Genomic DNA, 24,512 nt, shown 5'->3' on the forward strand with positions numbered 1-24,512 from the left:
ATTACAGTTTAGCAGTCGGCTCTGCGCCGGCTATTGACACGACGGAGGGGGAATGGAATGCCTGATACGACCACGATGGTGCTGATTGCGTTGCTCGCTGTGGTCGCAGCACTGCTGGTATGGCTGTCACTATCCATGGCAGCCGCGGAAGGTGCGGTATCACGCGTAACCAGGGCAAGCCTGAACAACCGGATCCTGGAAATCCAGACCGACCAGGAACTCACGCAGTTCTCACGCATGAAGAAAATCGACAAGATCCACAAGGTCCAGCATCTGATTGCGGACCGCTTCGCGACTTCAGGCTCATGCGCGTTCTTCCGCATCGTGTGCAACGTGTTTGACGGCGTACTGGTCGCCAGCATCGTGTCCCTATGCGGCGGTGTACTCTGGATCCAACTGGTGAGCGGCATCATAGCGGGCGTGCTCATCGGAGTGGTTTCCATTCTCGTCCGTCCACGCTCCGCCGGCGCAGTCAAACCCGTGGATATCATGCTCAGGCATGTACGCGTCGTCCGTTTCGCCGTCGCGCTGACCCCATTCGCCAAGGTCGGCGGAGACAAAGTCGGCAAACGGCATCATCGTGAACAGTCCGAGCTGTCCGATGACGAGGAGCTTGAGAAGTTGCAGCTCGAGCAAGGCCGCGCCACCATCGACCGGCTGGTCGAAGCCAACGATTTCGACCCCGAAGTTTCCGAGATGCTGCGCAATGTGCTGACCTTATCCGAAACCTTGACCCGCGAAATCATGGTGCCACGAACCGACATGATCTGCATCGAGCGCGGGCATAACCTCCAGGACTTCTTACAGCTGTGCTCACGATCCGGGTTCTCGCGGGTCCCGGTCATCGGCGATGACGTCGACGATCTGGTCGGCATGGCCTATCTCAAGGACGCGGTACGCGCTACGGCCTTCAATCCTGACGCCATGACCCGTGATGTGGAAAGCATCATCCGCAACCCCATGCTCGTCCCTGAATCCAAGCCGGTCGATGATCTATTCCATGAAATGCAACGGACCCGCCAGCATGTGGCGATTGTGGTGGACGAATACGGCGGCATCGCGGGCATGGTCACCATCGAAGACACCATCGAGCAGATCGTCGGTGAGCTGGAGGACGAACATGACCGCACGCAGCACAGCGAACCCGAGCAAATCGGCGAGCATACCTGGCGCATGCCGGCAAGAACCCCCATCGCCGATCTTGAGGACATCTTCGAAGTCGGCATTGACGAGGACGATGTCGATACCGTATACGGCTTGCTGACCAAACTGTTGGGGCGCGTTCCCATCGTCGGCGCATCGGCAGTCACCCGCGGGTTGCGTCTGACTGCCGTGGATTCTGCCGGCAGACGCAAAAAAGTGTCGACGATCGTCGTCGAACCCGCACACGTCGAGCCCGGCGAGGACACTGGTGACAAACAGCAATCAGGCGGACCGCACGTCAATGACCGACACGACACGACAACACCAGACGGCCATCCATCCGCGGGCGGACATGAAGACACCGCCACGGACCGCCACGAACAAGGAGCAGCATGAGCGAAAGCGACACCACCACTGGACACGAATCCGCCGAGCAAAAACCCGCGAAAGGGCATCAGGCCTATCGATCGGGTTTCGTCGCGGTCGTAGGTCGGCCGAATGTGGGCAAATCAACGTTGATGAACGCCCTGGTCGGCACACAGATCGCCATCGCGTCCTCACGGCCGGAAACGACGCGTAAAGCGATTCGCGGTATCGTGACCACCGACAACGCTCAACTCGTGCTGGTCGACACGCCCGGCATCCACCGCCCGCGCACCCTGCTCGGCCAGCGGTTGAACGATGTCGTCGAGGAATCACTCGCCGACGTCGATGAAGTCGCGTTCCTGCTGCCTGCCGACCAGGAAATCGGCCCGGGCGACAAGCGCATTCTCAGCAGACTGCGCTCCCAATTCACGAAAAAACGTGAAGACGGTACGCTCGAGTGGAAGATCCCGCTGATCGCCATCGTGACGAAAATCGATGAGCTCAACCGTCAGGAACTCATGGAGAAGCTGATCCAAGTCAACGCCTTCGCCGATTTCACCGATATCGTCCCCGTCAGCGCCCTGGAGCATGACAATGTCTCGGAAGTGCGCGATGTCCTGATCGAGCACATGCCCGAAGGCCCACAAATGTACCCGGCGGAACAGCTGACCGAGGAGAAGCCGGAATCCACCATCGCCGAACTGGTGCGGTGGGCGTTCCTCGAAGAGCTTGATGACGAGCTTCCCCATTCGCTTGCGGTTGTTGTCGACGGCATCGAATACCCCAACGCCGATGACCCCGACAGTGACGGCAAAGCGCACGTCATGGTTTCGATTTATGTCGAGCGTGACTCGCAGAAGCCCATCATCATCGGCCACAAGGCTGAGCATCTGGTCAGAGTGCGCAAGAAGCTGCGGACACCGGTCAATCGGATTGTCGGCCAGAAGGCGAGGCTTGATATGCATGTCAAGGTCGCCAAAGACTGGCAATCCGACCCCAAGAAGCTCGAACGGCTCGGCTTCTGATTCAGGTCGTCACCGCGTCTGAGCAGGTGATGACTTGCCTGCGTCAAACCGCGGTGAGGGCATAGCCCATCGATGACCAGCCTGTAAGGACATCCGGAAACCTATTGAATACGCCGGTGGCCCGGCCCCGCACAGATACGGGACCGGGCCACCGGCGTTTGCGACATTCGCGCTTCGGCGAATTACTGCTGCTTACGCTTGGTATACATCTGCGTGTTCAGCAAGGTCGAGTACCGCTTGATGACCTTCGGGCGGATCACCTTCATCGAAGCGGTGAGCAAGCCGTTCTCCTGGGTGAATTCCTCAGGCAAGATGATGAACTTGCGCACAGACTCTGCCCGGGAGACGCCTTCATTGGCCAAATCGACATACTTCTGGACTTCTGCGCGCACCACGGCATTGTTCGCAGCTTCCTGCATGGACATATCTTCGTTGAGTCCCTTGGACTTGAGCCAGGGACGCAAGGAATCCTCATCGAGGGTGATCAGCGCCGAGATGAACGGGCGCTTGTCGCCGAGCACCAAGGCCTGTGAGACGAATTCGCAGCGCTGGATGGTCTCTTCGATCGGACCGGGGGAGACGTTCTTGCCGCCTGCAGTGATGATCAGATCCTTCTTACGGCCGACGATATACAGGAATCCATTGTCGTCGAGATGACCCAAATCGCCGGTCGCATACCAACCGTCCTGCGTGAAGGAGGTCTCGGTCGCCTCCTCGTTCTTGTGGTAGGCGTGGAACACGGATGCGCCCTTGACCTGGATCTCGTTGTCTTGGGCAAGACGAACAGAGAAGCCGGGGAACGGGATGCCCACGGATCCCTCATGGAACGGCACGCCCAGCGGGTTGAATGCGCAAGGCGCGGTGGTTTCGGTCAGGCCATAGCCTTCATACACCGGGATGCCGGCGCCGCGGAAGAACGCCAGCAGATCCGGATCCAGCGGGGCGCCGCCGGTGACAATCCACTTGGCACGGCCGCCGAGCACTTCCCGCAGCGACTTGTACACCAGTGGATCATACGCTGCACGCTCCATGCGGGTGAGCGTCGAGGCCTTGCCTTGGTCGCTCACTTCCTTCATATACCGTTGCGCGGTGACCACCGAGGCCGCGAACATCACGCCCTTGGCGCCGTGGCCGGCCTTCTGGGAGGCGGCGTTGTAGATTTTCTCGAGGACACGCGGCACCACGATCATCACCGATGGACGGGAGACCTGCAAATCCCCGATCATGGTCTTGATGCCTTCGGCGATGTAGATGCGCAACTCGCTGGCCACGCAGATGTAATTGATCGCGCGGGCGAAGGAATGCGCTTGCGGAAGGAACAGCAGGATGCTGTTCTTCTCGTCGTGCAACAGGTCGGGCATGTAATCCGGCAGGTTGAGCGCGGTCGCGCAATAGTCCTCATGCGTCATTTCCACGCCTTTGGGCGCTGCCGTCGATCCGGATGTGTACACGATCGAGCACAGGTCGGTCTTCTTCACCGAATCGATACGTGCGTCAAGCTCCTCGTCGCTGACCGCATCCGCATAGGCTTGCAGCTCATAGAGGCCGCCGGTTTCAAAGCAGAAAATCTGTTCGAGCGTGGGGCATTCCTCCAGAGCGCCGTCAGCCTTGTCACGCATGTCGGTGGTCTGCACGACCAGGAAGCGTGCGTCGGAATTATCGACGATATTGCGGATCTGCTCCGCGGAATCGGTGTCATAGATGGTGGCCAACACACCGCCGCACGCCATGACCGCCGCGTCGAAGACATCCCATTCGTAGGAGGTGCGGCACATGAAGGCGACACCGTCACCCTTCTTCAGGCCGTAATGCATCAGCCCTTTGGCCGTCACACGGACTTCATGAAGGAACTCATTCGCCGTCTTGGTCGTCCATTCGCCGTTGACCTTGAAGGTATACAGCGGCTTGTCGCCCATACGCTTGGCACGGTCGGCATAAATGTCATAGATGCTCCAACCGTCGTCGAGCGGGGGATTGCCGGCGGTGGTGGATGTCAGGCAACCCGTCTTCTGGTCGATGAACGTGGTCGTGGGGTATCCTGGCCCCCATTCGGCGCTATTGGGCAGATTGACCGGCATATCCGCAACTTCGATGTCCTGCGGATCGACATAGTCAGGATCACCCGGCTGATCGTCGCTGACCGGATGGGTGAAATCCCCGCCAAGGCGCAGCGCCTTCCGGGTGACTCTCATGGTCTGGTCCTTGATGGAATTCAGTAGGGACACGTCTCACTCCTTGGCCTTCACTACAGCTATCAACCTTGTCATGATAGTCGAAAATAACGTCATCGTCACCTTACGGTTGCGTAGCTGCCGGCAGCGTCGGACCGACTGGCGGAACAGCCTACGTCTCGAACCGTGATATACGGTACACTGTGCCCGTACCCACGTACGCAAATAGTAATGAAGCTAGAAAGGGCTGCTATGGCTGAACTACCAGAAGCCGGCGTGCAGTTCGGTGTCTTCAATGAGACGACCGAGCATGAACGGCGTGTGGCACTGACACCTGACATTGTCGCAAGGTTGCGCAAGAAAGGCGTCGGATGCCTGATCGAACATGACGCGGGACAGGCCGCGCAATATACCGATGCCGATTACGAGCGCGCCGGCGCCCAAGTATGCGACCGGGAGACGCTGCTCAAGACATGCGACGCATTCGGGTTCGTATCGCGCCCGGATGCTTCATTGGTATCGGCGATGCGCCCGGGGCAGTGGGTGATCGGCATCCTCGGCTCGTTCACCGATGATGCGTATATTTCCTCTCTGGCTCAGGCGGGGCTGACCGCCATCGCCATCGAGCGTCTGCCCAGGCAGCTCAGCGCAGCGCAATCCATGGACGAGATGACTTCGCAGAATTCCGTCATGGGCTATAAGGCGGCACTCGTCGCTGCGAACGCCTATCAGTCCTTCCTGCCGATGATGACGACCGCAGCGGGCACGATCCGCCCCGCGAAGGTCCTCGTGCTGGGCGCCGGCATCGCCGGACTCCAGGCGATCGGCACCGCACGGCGTCTGGGCGCGGTCGTCACGGCGTATGATGTCCGTCCCGCATCCAAAGGCGAAGTCGAATCCCTGGGCGCGAAATTCCTTGATCTCGGGCTTGATTTCTCCGCCGGCCAAGGCGAAGGCGGTTACGCGCGCCAGCTTACGAAGGAGGAGCAGGCAGCACAGCAGGCGGCGGTCGACCAGAAAGCCGCCCAGTTCGATATCGTGATCACCACGGCGAAGGTCCCCGGTCGCAAACCGCCGGTGCTGCTCACCGCGGCAGGCGTCAATGCTCTGCATCGGGGCGCGGTCGTCGTCGATTGCGCGGCCAGCGATCTCGGCGGCAATGTCGAGGGGTCCACGGTCGGCACCCAGACCACCGAAGGCGGTGTCACCATCATCGGCGCACCGTTCCTTGCTTCGGAAGTGTCGAACACCGCATCGAACCTGTTGTCACGCAACGTGGCGGATGTGCTGTCCCATTTCGTGCGCGACGGCCATTTGAAGACGGTTGCCGGGGACGAGCTGGACGACGCCCTCGTAGTCGCCGGGCGCGACGCATCCGAAACCCAAACATCCGAACAGAAAGGGGAGTGACCTCATGAATCCGCTCGTTGTATCCATTACGTTGTTCGTGTTGGCGCTGCTGATCGGCGTCGAAGTCATCGGCAAAGTGCCGGCGACGCTGCACACGCCGCTGATGTCCGGCGCGAATTCGATTCACGGCATTGTGATTGTCGGCGTCGTGATCGTCGCCGCGCAAGCGAATTCGCCGCTCGCGTATGTGTTCGTATTCCTCGCCGCTGTACTGGGCACGATGAATGTCGTCGGCGGATATGTGGTCACCGACCGCATGCTCGAGATGTTCAAGAGTTCCAAACCCGCGAAGTCTGCGGATACCGCTGATACTCACGAGGAGGCCGGCAAGTGAACGCCATTGATACCGTAGCCTGGTTCGTTTATCTGCTGTCGGCCGTGATGTTCGTCATCGGCCTGCATTTCATGAATTCGCCGAAAACCGCCCGCCGCGGCAATCAGATCTCCGCGGTCGGCATGGTGATCGCCGTGATCATGGCGTTCGTGCACCTGGTCGCCACCGGATTCCGGTCGAATATCGCGATCATCCTGTTGCTGCTGGGTATCGCGATCGGCGCAGTGGCCGGTGTCGTCAGCGCGAAAAAGGTGAAGATGACCGATATGCCGCAACTGGTGTCGATTTTCAACACCGTCGGTGGCGGAGCGGCGGCGCTCGTCGCGCTGAACGATATCCTCACTCCCGCCAAGGCACCGGGACTGGTGGTGTTGATCACCGCCGGGCTCGGCGTGGTCATCGGCTCGGTCACCTTCACCGGCTCGCTGGTCGCGGCAGGCAAGCTGCAAGGCGTGAAGTTCCTGCGCAAGCTGACATTGCCCGGCAAGGGAATGCTCAACGTGCTGTTCATCGTGTTGACCATTGCGTCCTTCGTGATGCTGTGCGTGCAGCCGGGGCAACGTCTGCTGTGGGCTGTGCTCACCACGGTGTTCGCGTTGGTGTACGGTCTGGTCTTCGTCATTCCGATCGGCGGAGCCGACATGCCGGTGGTCATCTCCGTGCTCAACGCATGCACGGGTACCGCAGTGGCGATGAGCGGCTTGGCCATTGACAATGTCGCGCTGATTGTCGCCGGCGCCCTTGTCGGCGCTGCCGGCGTGACGTTGTCGATCCTGATGGCCCAGGCGATGAACAGGCCGTTGCACAGCGTGCTCGCCGGCGGATTCGGCGGCGCTGCGAACGCCTCAGCCGCCACGGATGGTCCGGAAGGCACCATGAAGGAGACCACGGCGGACGATGTTGCGGTTCAACTCGTGTACGCGCAGAAGGTCATTTTCGTCCCCGGCTTCGGTCTCGCCCAGGCGCAAGCCCAGCGTGAGCTCGCCGACCTGGGCGAACTGCTCAAGGAGCACGGCGTGGAGGTGTCCTACGCGATTCACCCGGTCGCCGGCCGTATGCCAGGGCATATGAATGTGCTGCTGGCTGAGGCGAACGTCCCTTATGACGAACTGGTGGACCTTGATGACATCAATCCGCAGTTCCCTTCCGCAAATGTGGCTCTGGTCGTCGGAGCGAACGACGTGACCAATCCTGCGGCTCGACGGCCCGGCACCCCGGTGTCCGGCATGCCGATCCTCGATGTCGATCAAGCCCAACATGTCGTGGTCATGAAGCGCGGTCGAGGCCGTGGCTATGCCGGCATTGAGAACGAGCTGTATTTCGAGGACAACACGCAGATGCTCTTCGGTGATGCGAAGGCCGGACTGCAAGCGGTGATCGCAGCGGTCAAGGAGTTGTTGGCATGATGCGCCAGCGCGCATGATGACCGACCTTGGATTGCCGCAAACGGGTCTGTATCGCCTTTCAACGGGCGGATTCAGACCCGTTTCTGTTGTCTGTTTTCCCGGATACGTCCGAAAATGCGACCATGATGTGGACATGAGCGGCGGGCGGATGCCACCGGTTGCTAGCATCACATAACGAGGCGCAAGGCCGTCAACACGATGGAACAAGACCGTCGCCATGTATACGCGGCGCGCGTGTATGCGGTTCGACAGCGTGACGGCAACAGAACGACGATGCTGGCCAAAAGCCGGTTCGTGTGTGTGATATGGCGGTGTCGGCAAGCCCGTTCAAACGGCGGACATGCGGCACCGCCTTTCCTTTGCCCGCATCATTGCCGACAGCAATCGACCGAATCCGTGCGCACCAACGCGGCAGAACGGGGTTATAGGCCAAAATGTGTGTCTGCTGGTGGGGTGTGTGGGAGTCTTGATTGTTGCTCTGGTCGTGTGCGCGTCCTGTATGCCGTGGCATGCGAAGCTGAACGGATATCGGCGGGAAACGGCAGTGGAGGCCCCGTGTTTTGCGGTTCGTGCATGCCCGGGCATACGCAAACCGGCAGTATGGCCCCGGACAGTGCGGGAAGCCTTCCGTCAGGCGCGCGACGTATGTCATGGCATGCGCGACCCGGCACATTCGAATCGCCTGTACGCCTTGCACCGCAAGGGGTCCGCGCCGGTTCCGGACACACATTCTGGCCGGGTTCGAAAGTGGCGGCATGAGGATTCGAAACCGCGACACGCCCGGCAGGACAACCCCTCACACCCGATTTCCGGACACACATTTTGGCCAATAACCCGCAGAACGCATGTGAACAAGCAAGCGGACGGGGAAAACACGGGGAGGCAGCGAGGCGATTCCTGCGGTTACGCCAGACTCAATCCCTCATCAACCGTGGACTGCACCATTCGCCAGTACGTATCGGGGTCTTTCACCGACGACAACGTGTGTCCGGCTCCGGCCACGCTGAGCATCCGGCAATGCCGCCCATGGTACGCGCTGACGATTCTGTCCATGAACTCATGCGGCACCAGTTGATCCGCAGTCCCATGCACGCACAGCATCGGCACCCGAATACGCCCTGCCGCACGTACACAATCCCCATCAGCCAGCCAAAATCCCGCATGCATACGGCAAATCATGCTCATGACGCCGAGCATGGGCAACCCGACAACCCGCGGCAACCGCATCATCGACCTCGCCACAAAACGCATCTCGGAACTGATGCTCGAGTACCCGCTGTCCTCGATCACGGCCTTAACTTGCGCCGGAAGATCCGGCTCCGCCGCGGCGAGCATCACAGCCGCGGCACCCATGGAATTGCCATGCAAGATGATTTGCGCATCTCGGTCGGCTCGGACCACAAGATCGATCCAGCGCATCACATCGCGGCGATCGAGATACCCCATGCCGACATATCTGCCTTGGCTGCGCTCATGTGCACGCAGGGCGGGCAGGAGCACGGTGCATCCCATGCGCGCATACCGCAACGCGTATCTCGCCATCTCCTGCGGTTCACCGCAAAAACCGTGGCAGCATATCGCATATGCATGCGGCTTCGGGGCGACACTGTCGGGATCCAACACCCAGGCGTGCAAACGCAGCCCGTCCTCACTGTACGTGGTCAATGACTGCCGCGTCGCCTGGAACCACCGTACTGCGTCACGCTGTTCATCGTTGTTCTGCAGCTCGAGCTGCTCGCCGATCGCTTCAACCGCACGATCGTTGTGCTTGATGAACATGGGGGAGCGCACATCGCAAGCGGCTCGGAACACCGTCTCCCCGAGAGCGAACAGACCGGCGCCGACAACGGATGCCGTGGTCGCCGCGCCGATGCCGATATGCTCAATCGTTGACTTGTTGGTCGCGGACATATTGACTCCGATCCTTGCCTATGTACTATGTTTATTCTACGCAAATCACGGCAATGGCGCGTAAGGCTGTACGGGCGCCCAGGGTCTCGTGTCCACGGATCGATTTCCTCGTCCATGAACTCGTGTATAGTAGAAGAGTTGCTTTGGCGACTTGTTCGCCACGCTTTGGCGAGGGAGGTGCACGCCTCCGTTATCGACTCGGCTGATGGCACGGCACCTTCTGGTGTTCGGGAATCGGCGCGTCGGCGCGCCGAAACAACACTGGATCGGGAACAATCCCGCTCTTGGAACCCCAACATGAAGGAGAGCCATATGGCAACCAACACCATCACCCTCGAAGGCGAAGTCCGCGACCAGTTCGGCAAGGGCGTCGCCCGCCGTCTGCGCGTAGCCAACAAGATCCCGGCGACCATCTACGCCGGCGGCAACCAGCCTGTGTTCGTCACCCTTCCGATGAAGGAGACCACGCTGGCACTGCGCCACACCAACGCGCTGTTCACCATCAACTTCGGCGGCGACTCCAAGATCGCAGTCGTCAAGGACGTTCAGCGCAACCCTGTCAAGCGTATCGTCGAGCACGTTGACTTCTACGAGGTCAAGGCCGGCGAGAAGATCGACGTCGAGGTCCCGGTCTTCGTCGAAGGCACCCCGAAGGGCGCTGCTGTCGCATTCGTCGACATCCAGGAGCTCAAGGTGCGCGCCGACGTGTCCAACCTGCCTGAGCGTATCGTCATTAACGTTGACGGCATGACCGACGGCACCAAGGTCTTCGCCAAGGACGTTGAGCTGCCGGAAGGCGCTGAGCTCGACATCGACGATCCGGAAGAGTCCGTGGTCACCGTTGAGGTGCCTGAGGACGCCACCGAGTCCACCGCCGAGACCGCTGACGCGACTGCCGCCCCGGCTGCTGACGCCGCTGCTGCTCCGGCCGCTGACGCCGCTGCGGACAACAAGTGATCCGCCGCCGGGCGCTATAGCGGATACGCAAAGCCCCGGCAGTATGGAATAGACAGGGACCCCGCCACTGTGCGGGGTCCCGCCATAATCGGCTCTTTCATAATGTGAACCTCTTCACACATTCGTCCCAGACCTGTGCGAGAGTACTCCTTAGAGCCGGTGCCACAAGTACCAGCGCAACATACGCAATACCGTGATAACGGTTGATTCAAGAAGAAGTTATTATGACTGAACAATCACATCATGATCCCGCGCAACTCAACAAGCTCGCCGACGAATTCACCGTCCTGCCCAACGATCACCCGGCTTCGGACGCCAAGCGTCAGGAGCTGATCGACAAGCCGGCTTTCGGTCAGATTTTCTCTGACAACATGGCCCATATGACGTGGACAGACGGCGAAGGCTGGTCCGATCGCCGTATCGAGCCGTATGGTCCGCTGAAGATGGATCCGGGCGCTTCGGTGCTGCACTACGCTCAGGAATGCTTCGAAGGTTTGAAGGCGTATCATCACGCCGACGGTTCGATTTGGCTGTTCCGCCCGGATGCGAACGCCGAGCGTTTCCAGAACTCCGCCAAGCGTCTGTATCTGCCGGAGCTGCCGATTGATGATTTCCTCGGCTCCGTCGCAGCGCTGGTTCGTCGCGATGCCAACTGGGTGCCGACCCGCCGCGAGTACACCCTGTACATGCGTCCGTTCATGTTCGCTTCCGAGCCGTTCCTCGGCGTGCGTGCCCCGAAGGAAGTCGATTATTGCGTGATCGCCTCCCCGTCCGGTCCTTACTTCCCGGGTGGTGTGAAGCCGGTCAGCATCTGGATCGAAGACAAGTGGTTCCGCGTCGGTCCTGGCGGCACGGGCTTCGCCAAGTGCGGCGGCAACTACGCCGCTTCGCTGCTCGGTGAGTACACGGGCATCAAGAACGGCTGCGAGCAGGTGTGCTTCGTGGATGCTGCGACGAAGACCTACCTTGAGGAGCTCGGTGGCATGAACATGTTCATCGTGCACAAGGACGGTCACCTGGAGACCCCGTCGCTCACGGGCAACATTCTGCCTGGCGTGACCCGTCGTTCGATCATCCAGCTCGCGCAGGATGACGGCCACGATGTGGTCGAAGGCATGATCAAGTTCGATCAGCTGGTCGAAGACATTAAGTCCGGCGAGGTCACCGAAGTGTTCGCTTGCGGCACCGCCGCCATCATCACTCCGATTGGGCGCTTCAAGTCCAACGACATCGACGTGACCGTCGCCGACGGCGGTTCCGGCGAGCTGACCATGAAGCTGCGCAACCAGCTGCTCGGTATTCAGCTTGGCGAGATCGAAGATCCGCACAACTGGATGTGGAAGGTCTGCTGAGACCAAGCACATCGGCTGAAACCCATACCGTTTCGGTCTTTCTGTAACAGGGCGATTCCTTTCGGGGAGTCGCCCTGTTACGGTATAGAGAAAGAAGTCCGCGAGCGTATCAGCCCGCGAACCGTCCCGTGTCCCGCCGCTGCGACCACACCATGCAACCTGGAGGCATGATCATGACTGTCACCGTCACACTCGAAAGCAATGGCTTCTTCCTCGGTATCGAATATGTGGCTGTGTTCTGTTGCGGTCTGCTGGGCGGGCTTGCCGCGGTGCGCAAACATTACGATTTGTTCGCCATCGTGCTGACGACATGGCTGACGGCGTTGGGCGGGGGACTGGTGCGCGACGTTGTGCTTGGGGCGCTTCCTCCTGTCGGCATTTCGGACAGGAACATGGTGTTCACCACGCTCGCCGCGGGGTTGCTCGTCGCTGTGATTCATCCTGAAGTCGATAAGTTGAAATGGCCGATGCTCGTTCTTGACGCGCTTGCCCTTGGATTGTTCGCCGTGAACGGTACGCAGAAGGCTCTGATGTACGGCACGAGCGGGATGACTGCCGTGTTTCTCGGCATGTTCACGGCCTTGGCCGGAGGCCTTATTCGTGACACGCTGCTCAACGAAGTGCCGATGGTCGTCCGCGACCGCCACTGGTATGCCTTCCCCTCATTGGTCGGGTGCCTGTTGACGGTCCTGTCGTATCGTCTTGAAATGCATGCGGTCATCACCTACGCGCAGGAGATCGCCTTCGATGTGGCCATTGTGGTCCTTGTCGTGCTGATGCGCACACTGTCAGTGAAATTCGATATCAAACTTCCGGGAGCTGTGCCGCGGGAGCATGCGGTCACCCTTCCGGAAGCGATGCACCGTTCGTATCACCATCACGAGGAGCATACGCAGGCCGGTACGTCTCAGGATGATGAACAGAAGCAGTAAAACAAAACGTTGAGGGGCGCCCCGCGAACAGTGCGGAGCGCCCCTCATACTGAGAATCCCAAACGTGGGATTCTGTCAGGCGTTCAAAAGGTTCAAGCGCCTAGAAGGTCACAGTGCGTTGATGGCACGAGCGAGACCGGACTTGCGGTTCGCAGCCTGGTTCTTGTGGATCACGCCTGCACCGGCGGCCTTGTCAAGCTTCTGGGCTGCGAGCTTGTACGCTTCCTCAGCCTGTGCCTTGTCGCCAGCGGCGATGGCTTCGCGGGTACGACGGACGACGGTCTTCAGGCCGGACTTCACCGACACGTTGCGCTTGTGCGCCTTCTCGTTGGTCAGGACGCGCTTCTTCTGCGACTTGATGTTTGCCAATGTAACTCCAAACGACGGTTGCTATAAGGACATACAGGCGTTTATGATACCACGGGACCGGGATAACGCGCCGACAATGACGCGCAGCAGTGCGACGCGGCGAATGTATTTGCCGCGTGGAACCGTTAGACTAGAACAATTGGAATTGCGATGCACCCGCCACACAGCACACGGGCGGCATCAACCCACCAACCGACAAGCATCCGGCGCCTGACGTACGGGAGAAGGAGAACGCTCAGTGATTGAACCGCACAACAAACCCGGCTTTACCGATCAGTCGCTGATCCGCAACTTCTGCATCATCGCCCATATCGACCACGGCAAATCCACCGTCGCCGACAGGATCCTCCAGCTGTCCGGCATCGTCCCGCAGCGGGAAATGCACGACCGTTTCCTTGACCGCATGGATATCGAGCAGGAGCGCGGCATCACCATCAAATCCCAGGCGGTACGCGTGCCGTGGACCGTCGACGGTACGGAATACACCCTCGGCATGATCGACACACCAGGCCATGTGGACTTCACCTATGAGGTATCCCGCGCGCTGGCGGCATGCGAGGGCGCAGTGCTGCTCGTGGACGCCACGCAAGGCATCGAGGCGCAGACCCTGTCCAACCTGTACATGGCGATCGACCACGACCTGACCATCATCCCTGTACTCAACAAAATCGACTTGCCCAGCGCGGAGCCTGACAAGCACGCCGAAGAAATCGCCGGTCTCATCGGGTGCAAGCCGCAGGATGTGCTTCGGGTCTCCGGCAAAACCGGTGAAGGAGTCGCCGATCTGCTCGACACCATCGTCATGGATGTCCCCGCCCCTCACGGGGATCCCAAAGCGCCGGCGAGAGCGCTGATCTTCGATTCGGTGTATGACTCCTACCGCGGCATCGTCACGTATATCCGTATGGTTGACGGCGAACTGAAATCCCGCGAGAAACTGCACATGATGGGCATCGGCATGACTCACGACCCCATCGAGATCGGCGTGATCAGCCCTGATATGACCCCCACGAAAGCGTTGGGCGCCGGGGAGGTCGGCTATGTGATCACCGGGGCGAAGGATGTCAGCCAGTCGAAAGTGGGCGACACCATCACATCCGCCATCAAACCGGCGAGCGAACCACTGCCCGGATACCGCGACCCCAAACCTATGGTGTATGCCGGCCTGTTCCCGATTGACAACGCGCAATTCCCGGAATTGCGTGACGCGCTCGACAAACTCAAGCTCAACGACGCTGCGCTGATTTACGAACCCGAGACCTCAGTCGCCTTGGGATTCGGCTTCCGTTGCGGTTTCCTCGGCCTGCTGCATATGGAAATCGTCTGCGAGCGCCTCGAACGTGAATTCGGGCTTGATCTCATCTCAACCGCCCCGAGCGTGCCGTATGAGGTCACCGCCGAAGACGGCACAGTGCATCACGTCACGAATCCGAGCGAATTCCCCGAAGGCAAAATCAAGAAAATCGTCGAGCCCATGGTCGCCGCGGATATCATCACGCCGAAGGAATTCATCGGTTCGGTGATGGATTTGTGCCAGGAGCATCGCGGGGAGATGGGCGATATGGAATATCTGAGCCCTGAGCGTGTTGAGATGCATTACCGTATTCCACTGGCCGAAATCGTGTTCGATTTCTTCGACCAGCTCAAGAGCCGCACCAAGGGCTATGCTTCGCTCGATTACCATGAGGACGGCGAACAGGCGGCTGATTTGGTCAAGGTCGATATCCTGATCCAAGGCGAGAAAGTTGACGCGTTCAGCGCCATCGTGCACCGGGACAAGGCGTATTCCTACGGCGTCATGATGACCAAGAAGCTGCGCGAGCTCATCCCTCGCCAGCAGTTCGAGATTCCGATTCAGGCGGCTATCGGCTCTAGGATTATTGCACGCGAGAATATCCGCGCCCTGCGTAAGGATGTGCTCGCCAAATGCTATGGCGGCGATATCACGCGTAAACGCAAGCTGCTTGAGAAGCAGAAGGCCGGCAAGAAGCGCATGAAGATGCTCGGCCATGTCGAGGTGCCGCAGGAGGCGTTCATCGCGGCGCTTTCGACAGGCGAAGCTGGAACGGACCGGGACACGAAGGACAAGATTCGCGCCGCTCAGAAAGCGGATAACTGAGTAGACGGCAGGCCCGCAGACACGGCGGGCCTGGGGGAGCGCCGTCTGATTCGCCGTATGAGACGAATCGATCGACGGCATGATGTGGATTGTGGTATGGCATGACGTTCGAGGTGTACATCCACGTGCCTTTTTGTATGAGGCGCTGCGGGTACTGCGATTTCAACACCTATACGGCTCGTGATTTAGGCGAAGGGGCGTCTCGAGGCAATTACGCGCGGATGGCGGTTCGCGAGATGGAGCTGGTGCGTGCGTGGCAGGCAGCGCATGACATCCGTGAGCAGAAGGCGGCTACGGTGTTTTTCGGCGGCGGCACGCCCACGATTCTTCCCGCCGCTGACTTGGTCGCCATGCTCGACGCGGTGCGTCGCATCTGGGGGATTGAGCCTGACGCGGAAATCACGACTGAGGCGAATCCGGACACTGTCGACGCCAACTATATCAAACGGCTTGCCGACGGTGGGTTCACGAGGATTTCGTTCGGCATGCAGTCCGCCGTGCCCCATGTGCTCGCTACCCTTGACCGACGGCATACCCCAGCGAATGTGGAGGCTGGCTTGCGGGCGGCCGATGCGTGCGGGCTGCGTTCCAGTGTGGATCTGATTTATGGGGCGCCGGGGGAGAGCTTGGAGGATTGGCGCACATCCGTGCGCACGGCGATAGATCTTGGTGTGCATCATGTTTCCGCATATGCGCTGACCATCGCCCCACACACCAAGATGGGCCGGATGATCGCCGCCGGCGATCTTCCCCAACCCAGTGATGATGATGAGGCGGCGAAATACGAAATCGCCGATGAGGCTTTCGCCGACGCCGGGTTGCACTGGTATGAGATCAGCAATTGGGCGCGGCCTGGCTACGAGTCGCGTCACAACTTGGGGTATTGGCGTAACGTCGATTGGGCTGGTATAGGGCCAGGCGCACATTCGCATTACCGGTTGGACAGGGAAGCTGCCGGGGTGGCGAGCTGCAGCCTGGAAAGCGGGGCTGGCGACAATCCCAAGTCAAAGGATCTTGGTGCAGATGATGCGGTTGCGCGTCATGATGACGCCGGATTCCGCAAGACCGCGGCGGCCGCCCCCGGCACCTCAAGCATATCGGTGGCAACCGGTACCGTCGGCTTGCGCGCTTGGGACATTGCCCATCCACGCGCTTGGGCGCATGCGATCAACGCCGGCACCGTGCCATGGGGTGGCTGCGAAGGCATCACGGCCCAGGAAGACCGCGAGGAGACGCTCATGCTGGGGTTGCGCTTGCGAGAAGGCTTCGACACGTCGCGTTTCGCGGGCATCATTCCCGATGAAGGGTGGGTCTCTTTGCAATCCGAAGGGCTGGTCACATTGGTGCCCGGTTCGCGTGCCGGTCAAGGGTGCATCGCCGTGCCCACGCTACGCGGCCGGTTGTTGAACGACCTCATCATAGAACATCTGTTCGATTACCTGTGACGCGCCGATAGAAGGCGCAACTGCCGTATACCGCCCGGTGACACGGAAATCGAGACGCCATTCAGGCTTCGCCGGTGGCATGCTCAGAGAGCCCGTCCGGGGCATACCTCGCTGAACACGCAGCCTTCGCACACCGGCTGCTTGCGGCAATGGTTCTTGCCATGTTCGAGCAGCAGCCAGTGGTACCACCCGTAGACCCGGTAATCGGCGGGCAGGCCGGATTCGAAGAAGCGGCGGATTTGCCGGTCGTCGCTGAACCCGTACCCCATGCGGTCAAGGAAGCGGCGCGTGTAGGCGTCGATGACGAACGACGGCTTGTGCAACGCGAACACGAGCATCGCGTCCGCGGTTTCCGCGCCGATGCCCTTCAAACCCAGCAGTTCGCGCCGCAGCCGATGCTGGTCTGCTGTTCGTGCCTGTTCGATGTCGAAGCCATACCTGCGGTACCATTCGGTGACCGCTCGGATCGTCGCCGCCTTCGCCTTCATGAAACCGCACGGGCGAATCGTCTCCTGCAGCTGTTCGACAGGCATCGCCAGCACTTTTGCGGGCTCGGGTTCACCCCATGCGGCGAACACCTTCTCCACCTGCGTCCACGCCGTGTTCTGTACGAGGACGGCGCTGACCATGATTTCGTACGGCGTGCCCGGCCACCATCGCGGCTTGCCGTAGCCTTCGACCAGTCTGTCGTAGACCTGCTGCGCTGTTAAGCGTTCCATGATCAATCCCGTCTCATCGCGTTATCACGAGCGCCGCCCGCAGTGATGCATTAGGCCCCCGCTGTGTTCACGGTGTTCAGCATATCGCTGAGCGTATCACTGAATCATTCCGGACGGTCACGGTGCCATGCAAGGATGGAACCGGCAATCATGGAGGTAACTGTGAACAAACACCGGATGCCATCATCGTCAGATAACCACAAGTCGCTCCCCGCACATCCCACGAGCGCCCAAGCGCGGGCCCACACCCCATCCCGAAAGCCCGCCGCCATCGAAGTGCGCGGGGCACGCGTCCACAACCTGCGCAACATCAACGTAGACGTGCCGCTCGGCACAATCGTGGGCATCGCCGGCGTCTCCGGATCAGGCAAATCATCGCTCGCGCTCGGCGTGCTGTACGCGGAAGGTTCACGCCGCTACCTCGAATCCCTTTCCACCTACACGCGCCGGCGTATGACGCAGGCAGAACGGGCGGACGTGGACGACGTGCGCTACGTGCCCGCCGCGCTCGCATTGCACCAGCGCCCCGGCGTGCCCGGCATCCGCAGCACCTTCGGCACGATGAGCGAACTGCTCAACAGCCTGCGTCTCATGTTTTCGCGCCTGGCAAGCCACCGGTGCCCCAACGGGCATTACGTCGAGCCCACCCTTGCCGTCGCCGCCATGCAGCCGATCACCTGCCCCGAATGCGGGGCGCAGGTCGAGGCGCCCGGGGCAGAGGACCTCGCCTTCAACAGTCGCGGCGCCTGCCCGACCTGCCAAGGCACCGGCATCGCGCACATCGTCGATGAATCCACCCTCGTGCCCGACCAGTCGAAGACCATCGACGAAGGCGCCGTCGTCGTATGGGGCAGCCTCATCTGGTCGCTCATGACGGACGTGTGCCGTGAGATGGGCGTGCGCACCGACGTGCCGTTCCGCGATCTAACCGACCGTGAGAAAGACATCGTCTACCACGGGCCCATGGTCAAGAAGCACATCCATTACGTCAGCAAAAACGCCCAGCAGGACGGTGAGCTTGACTTCACCTACTACAGCGCCGTCAACACCGTCAAGAACGCGCTTTCCAAAATCAAGGACGAGCGTGGCATGAAGCGCGTCGCCAAATACCTGAAGGACGGCACATGCCCCGATTGTCAGGGCACGCGTCTGAGCGAGGCGGCGCGGGCGCCGAGACTACGGGGCATCGGGCTGGCGGATGCCACGGCGATGACGCTGAGCGATGCCATCGAGTGGGTCAAGGGCGTGCCGGATTCGCTGCCCGCCAAGATGCGCCCGATGGCAAAGAACATCGGCGATTCGTTCCTCGACACGGCGCGCCGCTTGATGGACCTGGGTCTGGGCTACCTGTCGCTCGACCGCGCCGGTTCCACGTTGTCGACCGGCGAACGCCAGCGCGTGCAGCTGGCCCGTGCTGTGCGCAACCGCACGACGGGGGTGCTGTACGTGCTGGACGAGCCGTCCATCGGCTTGCATCCCTACAATCTGCAGGGATTGGTGGGTGTGATGGACGATCTGGTTGCCGACGGCAATTCCGTAGCGCTGGTGGACCATGACACGCAGGTGCTTGGCCATGCTGATTGGATTGTCGAGATGGGGCCGGGCGCCGGTGCGGACGGCGGCAGGGTGATCGCGCAGGGCACGGTGCGAGACCTGGCGGGAGATGCCCGGTCGGTGATCGGCCCGTTCCTCGCGCGGCAGGTTGAGTCCGGGTCGGAGGGGCGTGCGACGGCTGACGGAAGTGCGGCTGCTGCTGCGGAACGCGTGCGCCCCGTGGTGCCCGAGGACATGGTGTTCGATCTGGGCACGATAGCCATGCGCACCCGCGCCATTCACACCGTGCATCCGTTGGACGTGCGCATACCCAAGGGCAGGCTCACCGTCGTGACCGGCGTGTCCGGGTCCGGCAAGACGACGATGGTACTCGAAAGTCTGGTGCCGGCACTCCAAGCGATCGCGGATGCAGCGGATCCGGACGATGTGATGTTGCCCGCGCATGTGCAGAGCGTCTCGGCGCCGGGAATCCGGCATGCCAAGCTCATCGATGCCACGCCGATCGGCATCAACGTGCGTTCCACCGTCGCCACCTACGCAGGCATCCACGACGAGCTGCGCAAGGCGTTCGCGCGTACGGATGACGCGAAACGGTTGGGATTCAAGGCAGGGGACTTCTCATACAACACCGGAAGGCTGCGGTGCCCCACATGTGACGGCACTGGCCAGATTTCGCTCGATGTGCAGTTCCTGCCCGATGTGCAGGTGGATTGCCCCGATTGCCATGGGTCGCGCTACGGCAAGCAGGCCGATGCGATACGACGCCCGTTCGGCGGCGCAGCCAAGGACGACGCGGTTGAATACAGCCTGCCGCAACTCATGCGCATGAGCGTGGACGAGGCGCTCGAAGCCTTCGATTCCAACCGCGGGCTCAAGCTGCTGCGCCAGCGCCTGCAGACGCTGCACGACCTAGGTCTGGGCTATCTCACAATCGGCGAGCAGACGCCCGGACTCTCCGGCGGCGAGGCGCAGCGCCTCAAGCTCGCCAGCGAGATGGGACGCGCCCAGAATGATTCGCTGTTCGTGTTCGACGAGCCGACGATCGGTCTGCATCCCAAGGATGTGCTCACGCTGCTGGACGTGTTTCAGACGCTCATCGACCACGGTGCCACCGTCATCGTCATCGAACATGACCTCGACGTGATGCACAACGCCGACTGGATCATCGACATGGGTCCGCTCGGAGGTGTGCAAGGCGGGCGTATCGTGGCCCAAGGCACGCCCGACGACATCCGCCGCGACCCCGACAGCCTCACCGGCAGGTTCCTGTGAGGCAGGGCACAGCTGGCAAGGCAAAACTGGCGGCTGGTGGCGGGCGATGCCGGCGAGGCGGGTGAAGACGGCGGCCAGTCAGTCAGCGCTTGATCAGATATTTGGCTTCTGCAAAGGACTCGCGCACCATGTTGTTCAGGAGCATGTCGCGCGGGGAGCCCGCCGCGATGCCGTGCACATCCGTGTACCCCTGGTCATGGGCGATGTGCAGGGAGCGGAATACATGGAAGTCGTTGGTGACGATGCCAATGGATGGCTCGGATACGTCGCTTCTGGCGCTGCCTGTGTTGCTGGCGCTGTCGATGATCGTGCGGCTGTTGCGCAGGTTCTCCACAGTCGTGGTGGAATCGGGCTCCTCAATGATGCGCGACGCATCGATACCGGCGTCATGCTCAAGATAATCCGCCATTCCCCGCGCCTCCGCATACGGTTCATTGGGACCCTGCCCGCCCGAGACGATGCATGTCGTGCCAGGGTTTGCACGCAAGTATTCGGCGGCCCTGTCAAGGCGATAGCGCAGCACGAGGCTGGGGGAGCCTTGGTGGACCTGAGCACCCAGCACGATGATGTAATCAAGGTTCCGATCGCCTTCGTCACGCATATGAGAAGCAATGGCGGCTTGCGACACGCCAAAACCGCACAGTGCAACGCATAGCACAATGCCGATGGGAATGCGCACCGCATTAGGCAGCGCACGCCACCAATGGAACCAGATCACCGCAGCCCACACGCCAAGGGCGAGCGCAAAAGCCACCCAGAACAGCCAGAATGACGTGCCGGTGTGCGTGTTGTAGACCGTACGGGCGTACCACAGGCTGGCGAGCGCGCCGATGCTCACAATCGCCGTCGCCACCTGGCGCAGAGGGAAGTGAATGTGCGAAGCGGCTGGGTTGGTGGCGGTCGCGGCGGTGTCATTGGCGGATTCGGTGGTTGTGGGTTTGGCATCGGTTGAGGCGCCGGTTGCGGTGGCGGTGCTGGTGGTGTCGGTGTCAGCTTCGGTAGCGCCACCTGTTGAATGAGGATCGTGTCGGTTGTCTTGCGGGTCCCCGGACTGGAGTTCATTCATCATGGATCGTCCTTCAGCGGTTGTCTGCGGCGGATTGCCCTTGGGCAGTCTTGCGTGCCGCGGGTCGCGTTCAATACGTAGTGTCAGCGGTGATGCAGCTCATGCCACCATGTGTATCGATTGTTGGCGAGCTTTCCCTGTTCCTCGCTTTCCATCGTATTTCATACCTTTTCGCTATCTCTTGTCATCTCCTTTCCCGTATCTCCTCTCTTTCTCCCCGCTTTCCCCCTTTCCGCCTTCTTCTCTCACTCTCGGTGTGTCGCGCTTTGACTTCAAGTGCACTTGAAGTCCTACGGTGAAGTTATCGAAAGCAAACAGGGCTGGATGCCAACCCCGGGGAGATGCGCCGCATGGAACGCTGTGCTGCGGATTGCAAGACGATATACAAGGAGACCACATCATGACGGATTCAGCATTGATCCAGAAGCCAATCTCAACAACGGGGTGACGACCAAACTCGCCGCGGAATACCTCGCACGCGGTGTCCAAACAAGCCCACAGGCGCATTTGTAGCAACCCAATGCAAACACAACTCAATCCACACAGGCCGAAGGGTAAGCATTCGGCCCTATTACCAAGGGGATGACAATGATCAAGCAAACGGCAGGACACGATCAGTTGGGCGATTTCTCGCCGAAGTTCGCCCATTACAACGACGATGTGCTCTTCGGCGAAGTGTGGAACGACCCCACGCTCTCGCCTAAGACGCGCAGCATCATCACAATCAGCACCCTCATCGGCAAAGGCATCACTGATTCCTCGCTCACATACCATCTTCAGACCGCCCGCACTAACGGCGTGACCCGCGACGAAATAGCATCGATTCTTACGCATATCGCTTTCTACGCAGGCTGGCCGAACGCATGGGCGGCATTCTCGATGGCAAAGGAAGTGTATGCCTCCGATGTCACGCGTGACGAGGCAGAGCAGGACGAGCACGGCGGTTTCTTCGGCATGGGCGAACCGAACGACGGCTACGCGCAATACTTCACCGGACGTTCCTACCTCAAGCAGGTGAGCGCACCTGACGATCCGCTGACCATCCACAACGTGACATTCGAACCTGGATGCCGCAACAACTGGCACATTCACCATGCCACGCGTGGCGGCGGGCAGATCCTCATCTGCGTCGATGGTGAAGGGTGGTGCCAGTTGGAAGGCCAACCGGCGAAGCGCATGCTACCAGGCGACGTTGTGGAGGTGCCGGCCGGAGTGAAGCATTGGCATGGCGCAGCGAAGAACAGCTGGTTCTCCCATCTGGCGTTCATACTGCCCGGCGAAGGCATGAGCAACGAATGGCTTGAGCCCGTCACCGACGCCGAATACGACGCACTCGTGGCATGACGGGCGGTTCTATCGACAGTCTGCGACCGGGATTGAACGGTTCAGACCAACAACACAAACGAGTCACATGACTCAGGTGATTCAAGAATCGAGGAACAAATGAAGACTTTGGTGGTGTATTTCACTGAAAGCGGTTGCACACGCCGTGTGGCACAGACCATTGCAGAGGCGACTGGAGCCACGCTGTATGAACTCAAGGCGGCGCAACCATACACATCGGCGGACCTTGATTGGCGCAATCCGGAAAGCCGCGTCAACCGTGAGGCGAACGATCCCGCTGCACGCCAGTCGGTGAAGCTTGCGGATACGTCCGTGCCGGACTGGGATGCTTACGATGTAGTGTTCATAGGGGCCCCGGTATGGTGGGGCGTCGCTGCATGGCCGATCGACGATTTCCTCACATCCAACGATTTCACCGGCAAGAAGCTGGCGGCGTTCGTCACCTCGTCAAGCTCCTCGTTCGGCAATGAATCCGATGTCAAGGACATGGCCAAAGGCGCCCAATGGCTGGGTGGCAAACGCCTCCCATCCTCTGCATCCGATTCCGCCATCCGTTCCTGGCTCGAGTCCCTGGCGCTGTAGCGAGGCGATTCACGCACCCGCAATGATTCCACACTGCTAACCTCCCTCTTCGGCGATCGATACGCTCTCCGTCGAAGTGGGAGGTTTGTGGTTTGGGAAACGTGTGTGTTCTCTTCCCATCGCGCTCGCGGTTGCCGATGGAACCTTGAGATTGCAGCTGTTGACTTACAACCAAGCGGTGCAATGCATCCTCAGCCAACGGGCATCCCTTGGTAGGGAGCGGCGCTTACCATAGGAAGACAGCATAAAAAAGAAGGAAGAAGGGACGCAGCATGGCATCGAAGAACACGAACCGGCACGATAACCGCGACGACGATGTCGATAACGATTCCGACGATGATACCAGGCACGGCAGGTCACAGCGGCATACGGGGCGGCGAGTCGCGGCCGTGATCGTCGCCGGCGCCTTCCTCGTCGCCGCGGTGGCCTCGGGCGGAATCCCGGAGCTCGAGCAGATCGCGCAATCGTGGGTGTCCTCGTCTCCGTCGGATTCGTCCGCCACCGCTGCGGCGACTTCCGACGCTCCGGCCGATGCCGGCAGCTCCGCAACCGCCTCCGACATCTCGTTCTGCACGGTCGGTGGCCTCGACCAGCATTACGACAAGCATGGCCGCGAGATGGGCTACGCCTCGCCCGAGGACTACGAGCAGGCCGCCGCGCAAGTGGTCGAGGCGCCCGACACGATGCACAAGCCCGAGTCGGAGGACGACGACACCGTGTACTACCAGCAGTCGGGCAATAACTTCGTGGTCGTGTCGGATCGCGGCTGCATCCGCACGTATTTCCGCCCCGACGACGGCATCGCCTACTACAACCGCCAGTAGTCGTCGCGCACCGACCGCGATTACTACTTCAAGGATCGCCGGTTCGACGTCACCGATTACTAATACTGACTGATCTGGCGCATCGGGGATTCACGCCTCGGATATGTGGCTGCATCACAAGGATTCCGTGCCGATCTGAATGTGGGGCTTGACTTTTTGAGGTCGCCGGTATATGGACAAACAACGATATTTGACCTGTCTGCGCTGTAAC

General features: G+C 60.6%; 19 protein-coding genes. 14 read left to right on the top strand and 5 right to left on the bottom strand.

What is annotated here, in order from left to right; translation table 11 throughout:
- The first annotated feature begins 57 nt into the window (after nt 1-57).
- A complete protein-coding gene (locus tag DSM100238_RS07425; RefSeq protein WP_152356038.1) occupies nt 58-1,539 on the top strand; it encodes a hemolysin family protein in 1,482 nt (493 codons plus the stop codon).
- Nucleotides 1,536-2,534 carry a GTPase Era gene (gene era, locus DSM100238_RS07430; RefSeq protein WP_152356039.1) on the top strand — a complete coding sequence of 333 codons (999 nt, stop codon included), beginning with the start codon at nt 1,536-1,538 and terminating at the stop codon, nt 2,532-2,534. The genes DSM100238_RS07425 and era overlap by 4 nt, the downstream gene beginning before the upstream one ends.
- A gap of 182 nt (nt 2,535-2,716) precedes the next feature.
- Here era and DSM100238_RS07435 read toward each other — a convergent pair whose 3' ends face one another.
- A complete protein-coding gene (locus tag DSM100238_RS07435; RefSeq protein WP_376831023.1) occupies nt 2,717-4,726 on the bottom strand; it encodes an AMP-dependent synthetase/ligase in 2,010 nt (669 codons plus the stop codon).
- Nucleotides 4,727-4,957: 231 nt separating this feature from the next.
- Here DSM100238_RS07435 and DSM100238_RS07440 point away from each other — a divergent pair, with 231 nt between their 5' ends.
- Genes DSM100238_RS07440 through DSM100238_RS07450 form a run of 3 tightly spaced genes read left to right on the top strand, consistent with a single transcriptional unit; the run spans nt 4,958 to nt 7,855 of the window.
- Nucleotides 4,958-6,115: an NAD(P) transhydrogenase subunit alpha gene (locus tag DSM100238_RS07440; protein ID WP_152356041.1), complete on the top strand. Its 1,158-nt coding sequence runs from the start codon at nt 4,958-4,960 to the stop codon at nt 6,113-6,115.
- A 4-nt stretch (nt 6,116-6,119) separates the two neighbouring features.
- The gene (locus DSM100238_RS07445; protein WP_152356042.1) at nt 6,120-6,449 is read left to right on the top strand and encodes an NAD(P) transhydrogenase subunit alpha part 2; all 330 of its coding nucleotides are present in this window, start codon (nt 6,120-6,122) and stop codon (nt 6,447-6,449) included.
- A complete protein-coding gene (locus DSM100238_RS07450; RefSeq protein ID WP_152356043.1) occupies nt 6,446-7,855 on the top strand; it encodes an NAD(P)(+) transhydrogenase (Re/Si-specific) subunit beta in 1,410 nt (469 codons plus the stop codon). Before DSM100238_RS07445 ends, DSM100238_RS07450 begins: the two co-directional genes overlap by 4 nt.
- A 903-nt stretch (nt 7,856-8,758) precedes the next feature.
- On the opposite strand, the gene DSM100238_RS07455 is transcribed toward DSM100238_RS07450, so the two are convergent.
- Nucleotides 8,759-9,766, bottom strand: a complete 1,008-nt coding sequence (locus DSM100238_RS07455) for an alpha/beta hydrolase (protein ID WP_152356044.1) — start codon at nt 9,764-9,766, stop codon at nt 8,759-8,761.
- Nucleotides 9,767-10,078: 312 nt separating this feature from the next.
- On the opposite strand from DSM100238_RS07455, the gene DSM100238_RS07460 reads away from it, so the two are divergent.
- The 3 genes from DSM100238_RS07460 (at nt 10,079) to DSM100238_RS07470 (ending at nt 13,007) form a co-directional block, all read left to right on the top strand.
- Nucleotides 10,079-10,723 (top strand): 50S ribosomal protein L25/general stress protein Ctc, encoded by a 645-nt coding sequence (locus tag DSM100238_RS07460; RefSeq protein WP_152356045.1) that lies wholly within the window; start codon nt 10,079-10,081, stop codon nt 10,721-10,723.
- Between the two features lie 224 nt (nt 10,724-10,947).
- The gene (locus DSM100238_RS07465) at nt 10,948-12,075 is read left to right on the top strand and encodes a branched-chain amino acid aminotransferase (protein ID WP_015450515.1); all 1,128 of its coding nucleotides are present in this window, start codon (nt 10,948-10,950) and stop codon (nt 12,073-12,075) included.
- Between the two features lie 167 nt (nt 12,076-12,242).
- Nucleotides 12,243-13,007 (top strand): trimeric intracellular cation channel family protein, encoded by a 765-nt coding sequence (locus DSM100238_RS07470; protein ID WP_152356046.1) that lies wholly within the window; start codon nt 12,243-12,245, stop codon nt 13,005-13,007.
- A 108-nt stretch (nt 13,008-13,115) separates the two neighbouring features.
- Here DSM100238_RS07470 and rpsT read toward each other — a convergent pair whose 3' ends face one another.
- On the bottom strand, nt 13,116-13,376 hold the full coding sequence (gene rpsT, locus DSM100238_RS07475) for a 30S ribosomal protein S20 (protein WP_015450517.1): 261 nt from the start codon (nt 13,374-13,376) through the stop codon (nt 13,116-13,118).
- Between the two features lie 238 nt (nt 13,377-13,614).
- Here rpsT and lepA point away from each other — a divergent pair, with 238 nt between their 5' ends.
- Together lepA and hemW are read left to right on the top strand one after the other, a co-directional pair.
- Entirely contained in the window at nt 13,615-15,495 is a 1,881-nt protein-coding gene (gene lepA / locus DSM100238_RS07480) for a translation elongation factor 4 (protein WP_152356047.1), read from the top strand.
- Nucleotides 15,496-15,596: 101 nt separating this feature from the next.
- Entirely contained in the window at nt 15,597-16,940 is a 1,344-nt protein-coding gene (gene hemW / locus DSM100238_RS07485; RefSeq protein ID WP_152356048.1) for a radical SAM family heme chaperone HemW, read from the top strand.
- Between the two features lie 83 nt (nt 16,941-17,023).
- Here hemW and DSM100238_RS07490 read toward each other — a convergent pair whose 3' ends face one another.
- On the bottom strand, nt 17,024-17,659 hold the full coding sequence (locus DSM100238_RS07490; RefSeq protein WP_152356049.1) for an endonuclease III domain-containing protein: 636 nt from the start codon (nt 17,657-17,659) through the stop codon (nt 17,024-17,026).
- Nucleotides 17,660-17,836: 177 nt separating this feature from the next.
- Between DSM100238_RS07490 and DSM100238_RS07495 the strand changes: the two genes are divergently transcribed.
- Nucleotides 17,837-20,485, top strand: a complete 2,649-nt coding sequence (locus DSM100238_RS07495; protein ID WP_376831021.1) for an excinuclease ABC subunit UvrA — start codon at nt 17,837-17,839, stop codon at nt 20,483-20,485.
- Between the two features lie 82 nt (nt 20,486-20,567).
- Here DSM100238_RS07495 and DSM100238_RS07500 read toward each other — a convergent pair whose 3' ends face one another.
- The gene (locus tag DSM100238_RS07500) at nt 20,568-21,554 is read right to left on the bottom strand and encodes a YdcF family protein (protein ID WP_240812403.1); all 987 of its coding nucleotides are present in this window, start codon (nt 21,552-21,554) and stop codon (nt 20,568-20,570) included.
- Between the two features lie 585 nt (nt 21,555-22,139).
- On the opposite strand from DSM100238_RS07500, the gene DSM100238_RS07510 reads away from it, so the two are divergent.
- The 3 genes from DSM100238_RS07510 (at nt 22,140) to DSM100238_RS07520 (ending at nt 24,301) form a co-directional block, all read left to right on the top strand.
- Nucleotides 22,140-22,895: a carboxymuconolactone decarboxylase family protein gene (locus tag DSM100238_RS07510; RefSeq protein ID WP_152356050.1), complete on the top strand. Its 756-nt coding sequence runs from the start codon at nt 22,140-22,142 to the stop codon at nt 22,893-22,895.
- A gap of 99 nt (nt 22,896-22,994) precedes the next feature.
- Nucleotides 22,995-23,477 (top strand): flavodoxin, encoded by a 483-nt coding sequence (locus DSM100238_RS07515; protein WP_152356051.1) that lies wholly within the window; start codon nt 22,995-22,997, stop codon nt 23,475-23,477.
- 272 nt (nt 23,478-23,749) lie between these two features.
- Complete coding sequence (locus DSM100238_RS07520; protein WP_152356052.1) at nt 23,750-24,301, top strand: hypothetical protein; 552 nt, start codon at nt 23,750-23,752, stop codon at nt 24,299-24,301.
- The last annotated feature ends 211 nt before the right edge of the window (nt 24,302-24,512 follow it).

The sequence above is a fragment of the Bifidobacterium apri genome (assembly GCF_009299485.1).
Taxonomy (GTDB): domain Bacteria; phylum Actinomycetota; class Actinomycetes; order Actinomycetales; family Bifidobacteriaceae; genus Bifidobacterium; species Bifidobacterium apri.

What these genes read in the sequence shown, in the direction of transcription:
- DSM100238_RS07425 (WP_152356038.1), top strand. Translation starts at nt 58, where the DNA reads ATGCCTGATACGACCACGATGGTGCTGATTGCGTTGCTCGCTGTGGTC.
- era (WP_152356039.1), top strand. Translation starts at nt 1,536, where the DNA reads ATGAGCGAAAGCGACACCACCACTGGACACGAATCCGCCGAGCAAAAA.
- DSM100238_RS07435 (WP_376831023.1), bottom strand. Translation starts at nt 4,726, where the DNA reads ATGAGAGTCACCCGGAAGGCGCTGCGCCTTGGCGGGGATTTCACCCAT.
- DSM100238_RS07440 (WP_152356041.1), top strand. Translation starts at nt 4,958, where the DNA reads ATGGCTGAACTACCAGAAGCCGGCGTGCAGTTCGGTGTCTTCAATGAG.
- DSM100238_RS07445 (WP_152356042.1), top strand. Translation starts at nt 6,120, where the DNA reads ATGAATCCGCTCGTTGTATCCATTACGTTGTTCGTGTTGGCGCTGCTG.
- DSM100238_RS07455 (WP_152356044.1), bottom strand. Translation starts at nt 9,766, where the DNA reads ATGTCCGCGACCAACAAGTCAACGATTGAGCATATCGGCATCGGCGCG.
- DSM100238_RS07460 (WP_152356045.1), top strand. Translation starts at nt 10,079, where the DNA reads ATGGCAACCAACACCATCACCCTCGAAGGCGAAGTCCGCGACCAGTTC.
- DSM100238_RS07465 (WP_015450515.1), top strand. Translation starts at nt 10,948, where the DNA reads ATGACTGAACAATCACATCATGATCCCGCGCAACTCAACAAGCTCGCC.
- DSM100238_RS07470 (WP_152356046.1), top strand. Translation starts at nt 12,243, where the DNA reads ATGATCATGACTGTCACCGTCACACTCGAAAGCAATGGCTTCTTCCTC.
- hemW (WP_152356048.1), top strand. Translation starts at nt 15,597, where the DNA reads ATGACGTTCGAGGTGTACATCCACGTGCCTTTTTGTATGAGGCGCTGC.
- DSM100238_RS07490 (WP_152356049.1), bottom strand. Translation starts at nt 17,659, where the DNA reads ATGGAACGCTTAACAGCGCAGCAGGTCTACGACAGACTGGTCGAAGGC.
- DSM100238_RS07495 (WP_376831021.1), top strand. Translation starts at nt 17,837, where the DNA reads ATGCCATCATCGTCAGATAACCACAAGTCGCTCCCCGCACATCCCACG.
- DSM100238_RS07500 (WP_240812403.1), bottom strand. Translation starts at nt 21,554, where the DNA reads ATGATGAATGAACTCCAGTCCGGGGACCCGCAAGACAACCGACACGAT.
- DSM100238_RS07510 (WP_152356050.1), top strand. Translation starts at nt 22,140, where the DNA reads ATGATCAAGCAAACGGCAGGACACGATCAGTTGGGCGATTTCTCGCCG.
- DSM100238_RS07515 (WP_152356051.1), top strand. Translation starts at nt 22,995, where the DNA reads ATGAAGACTTTGGTGGTGTATTTCACTGAAAGCGGTTGCACACGCCGT.
- DSM100238_RS07520 (WP_152356052.1), top strand. Translation starts at nt 23,750, where the DNA reads ATGGCATCGAAGAACACGAACCGGCACGATAACCGCGACGACGATGTC.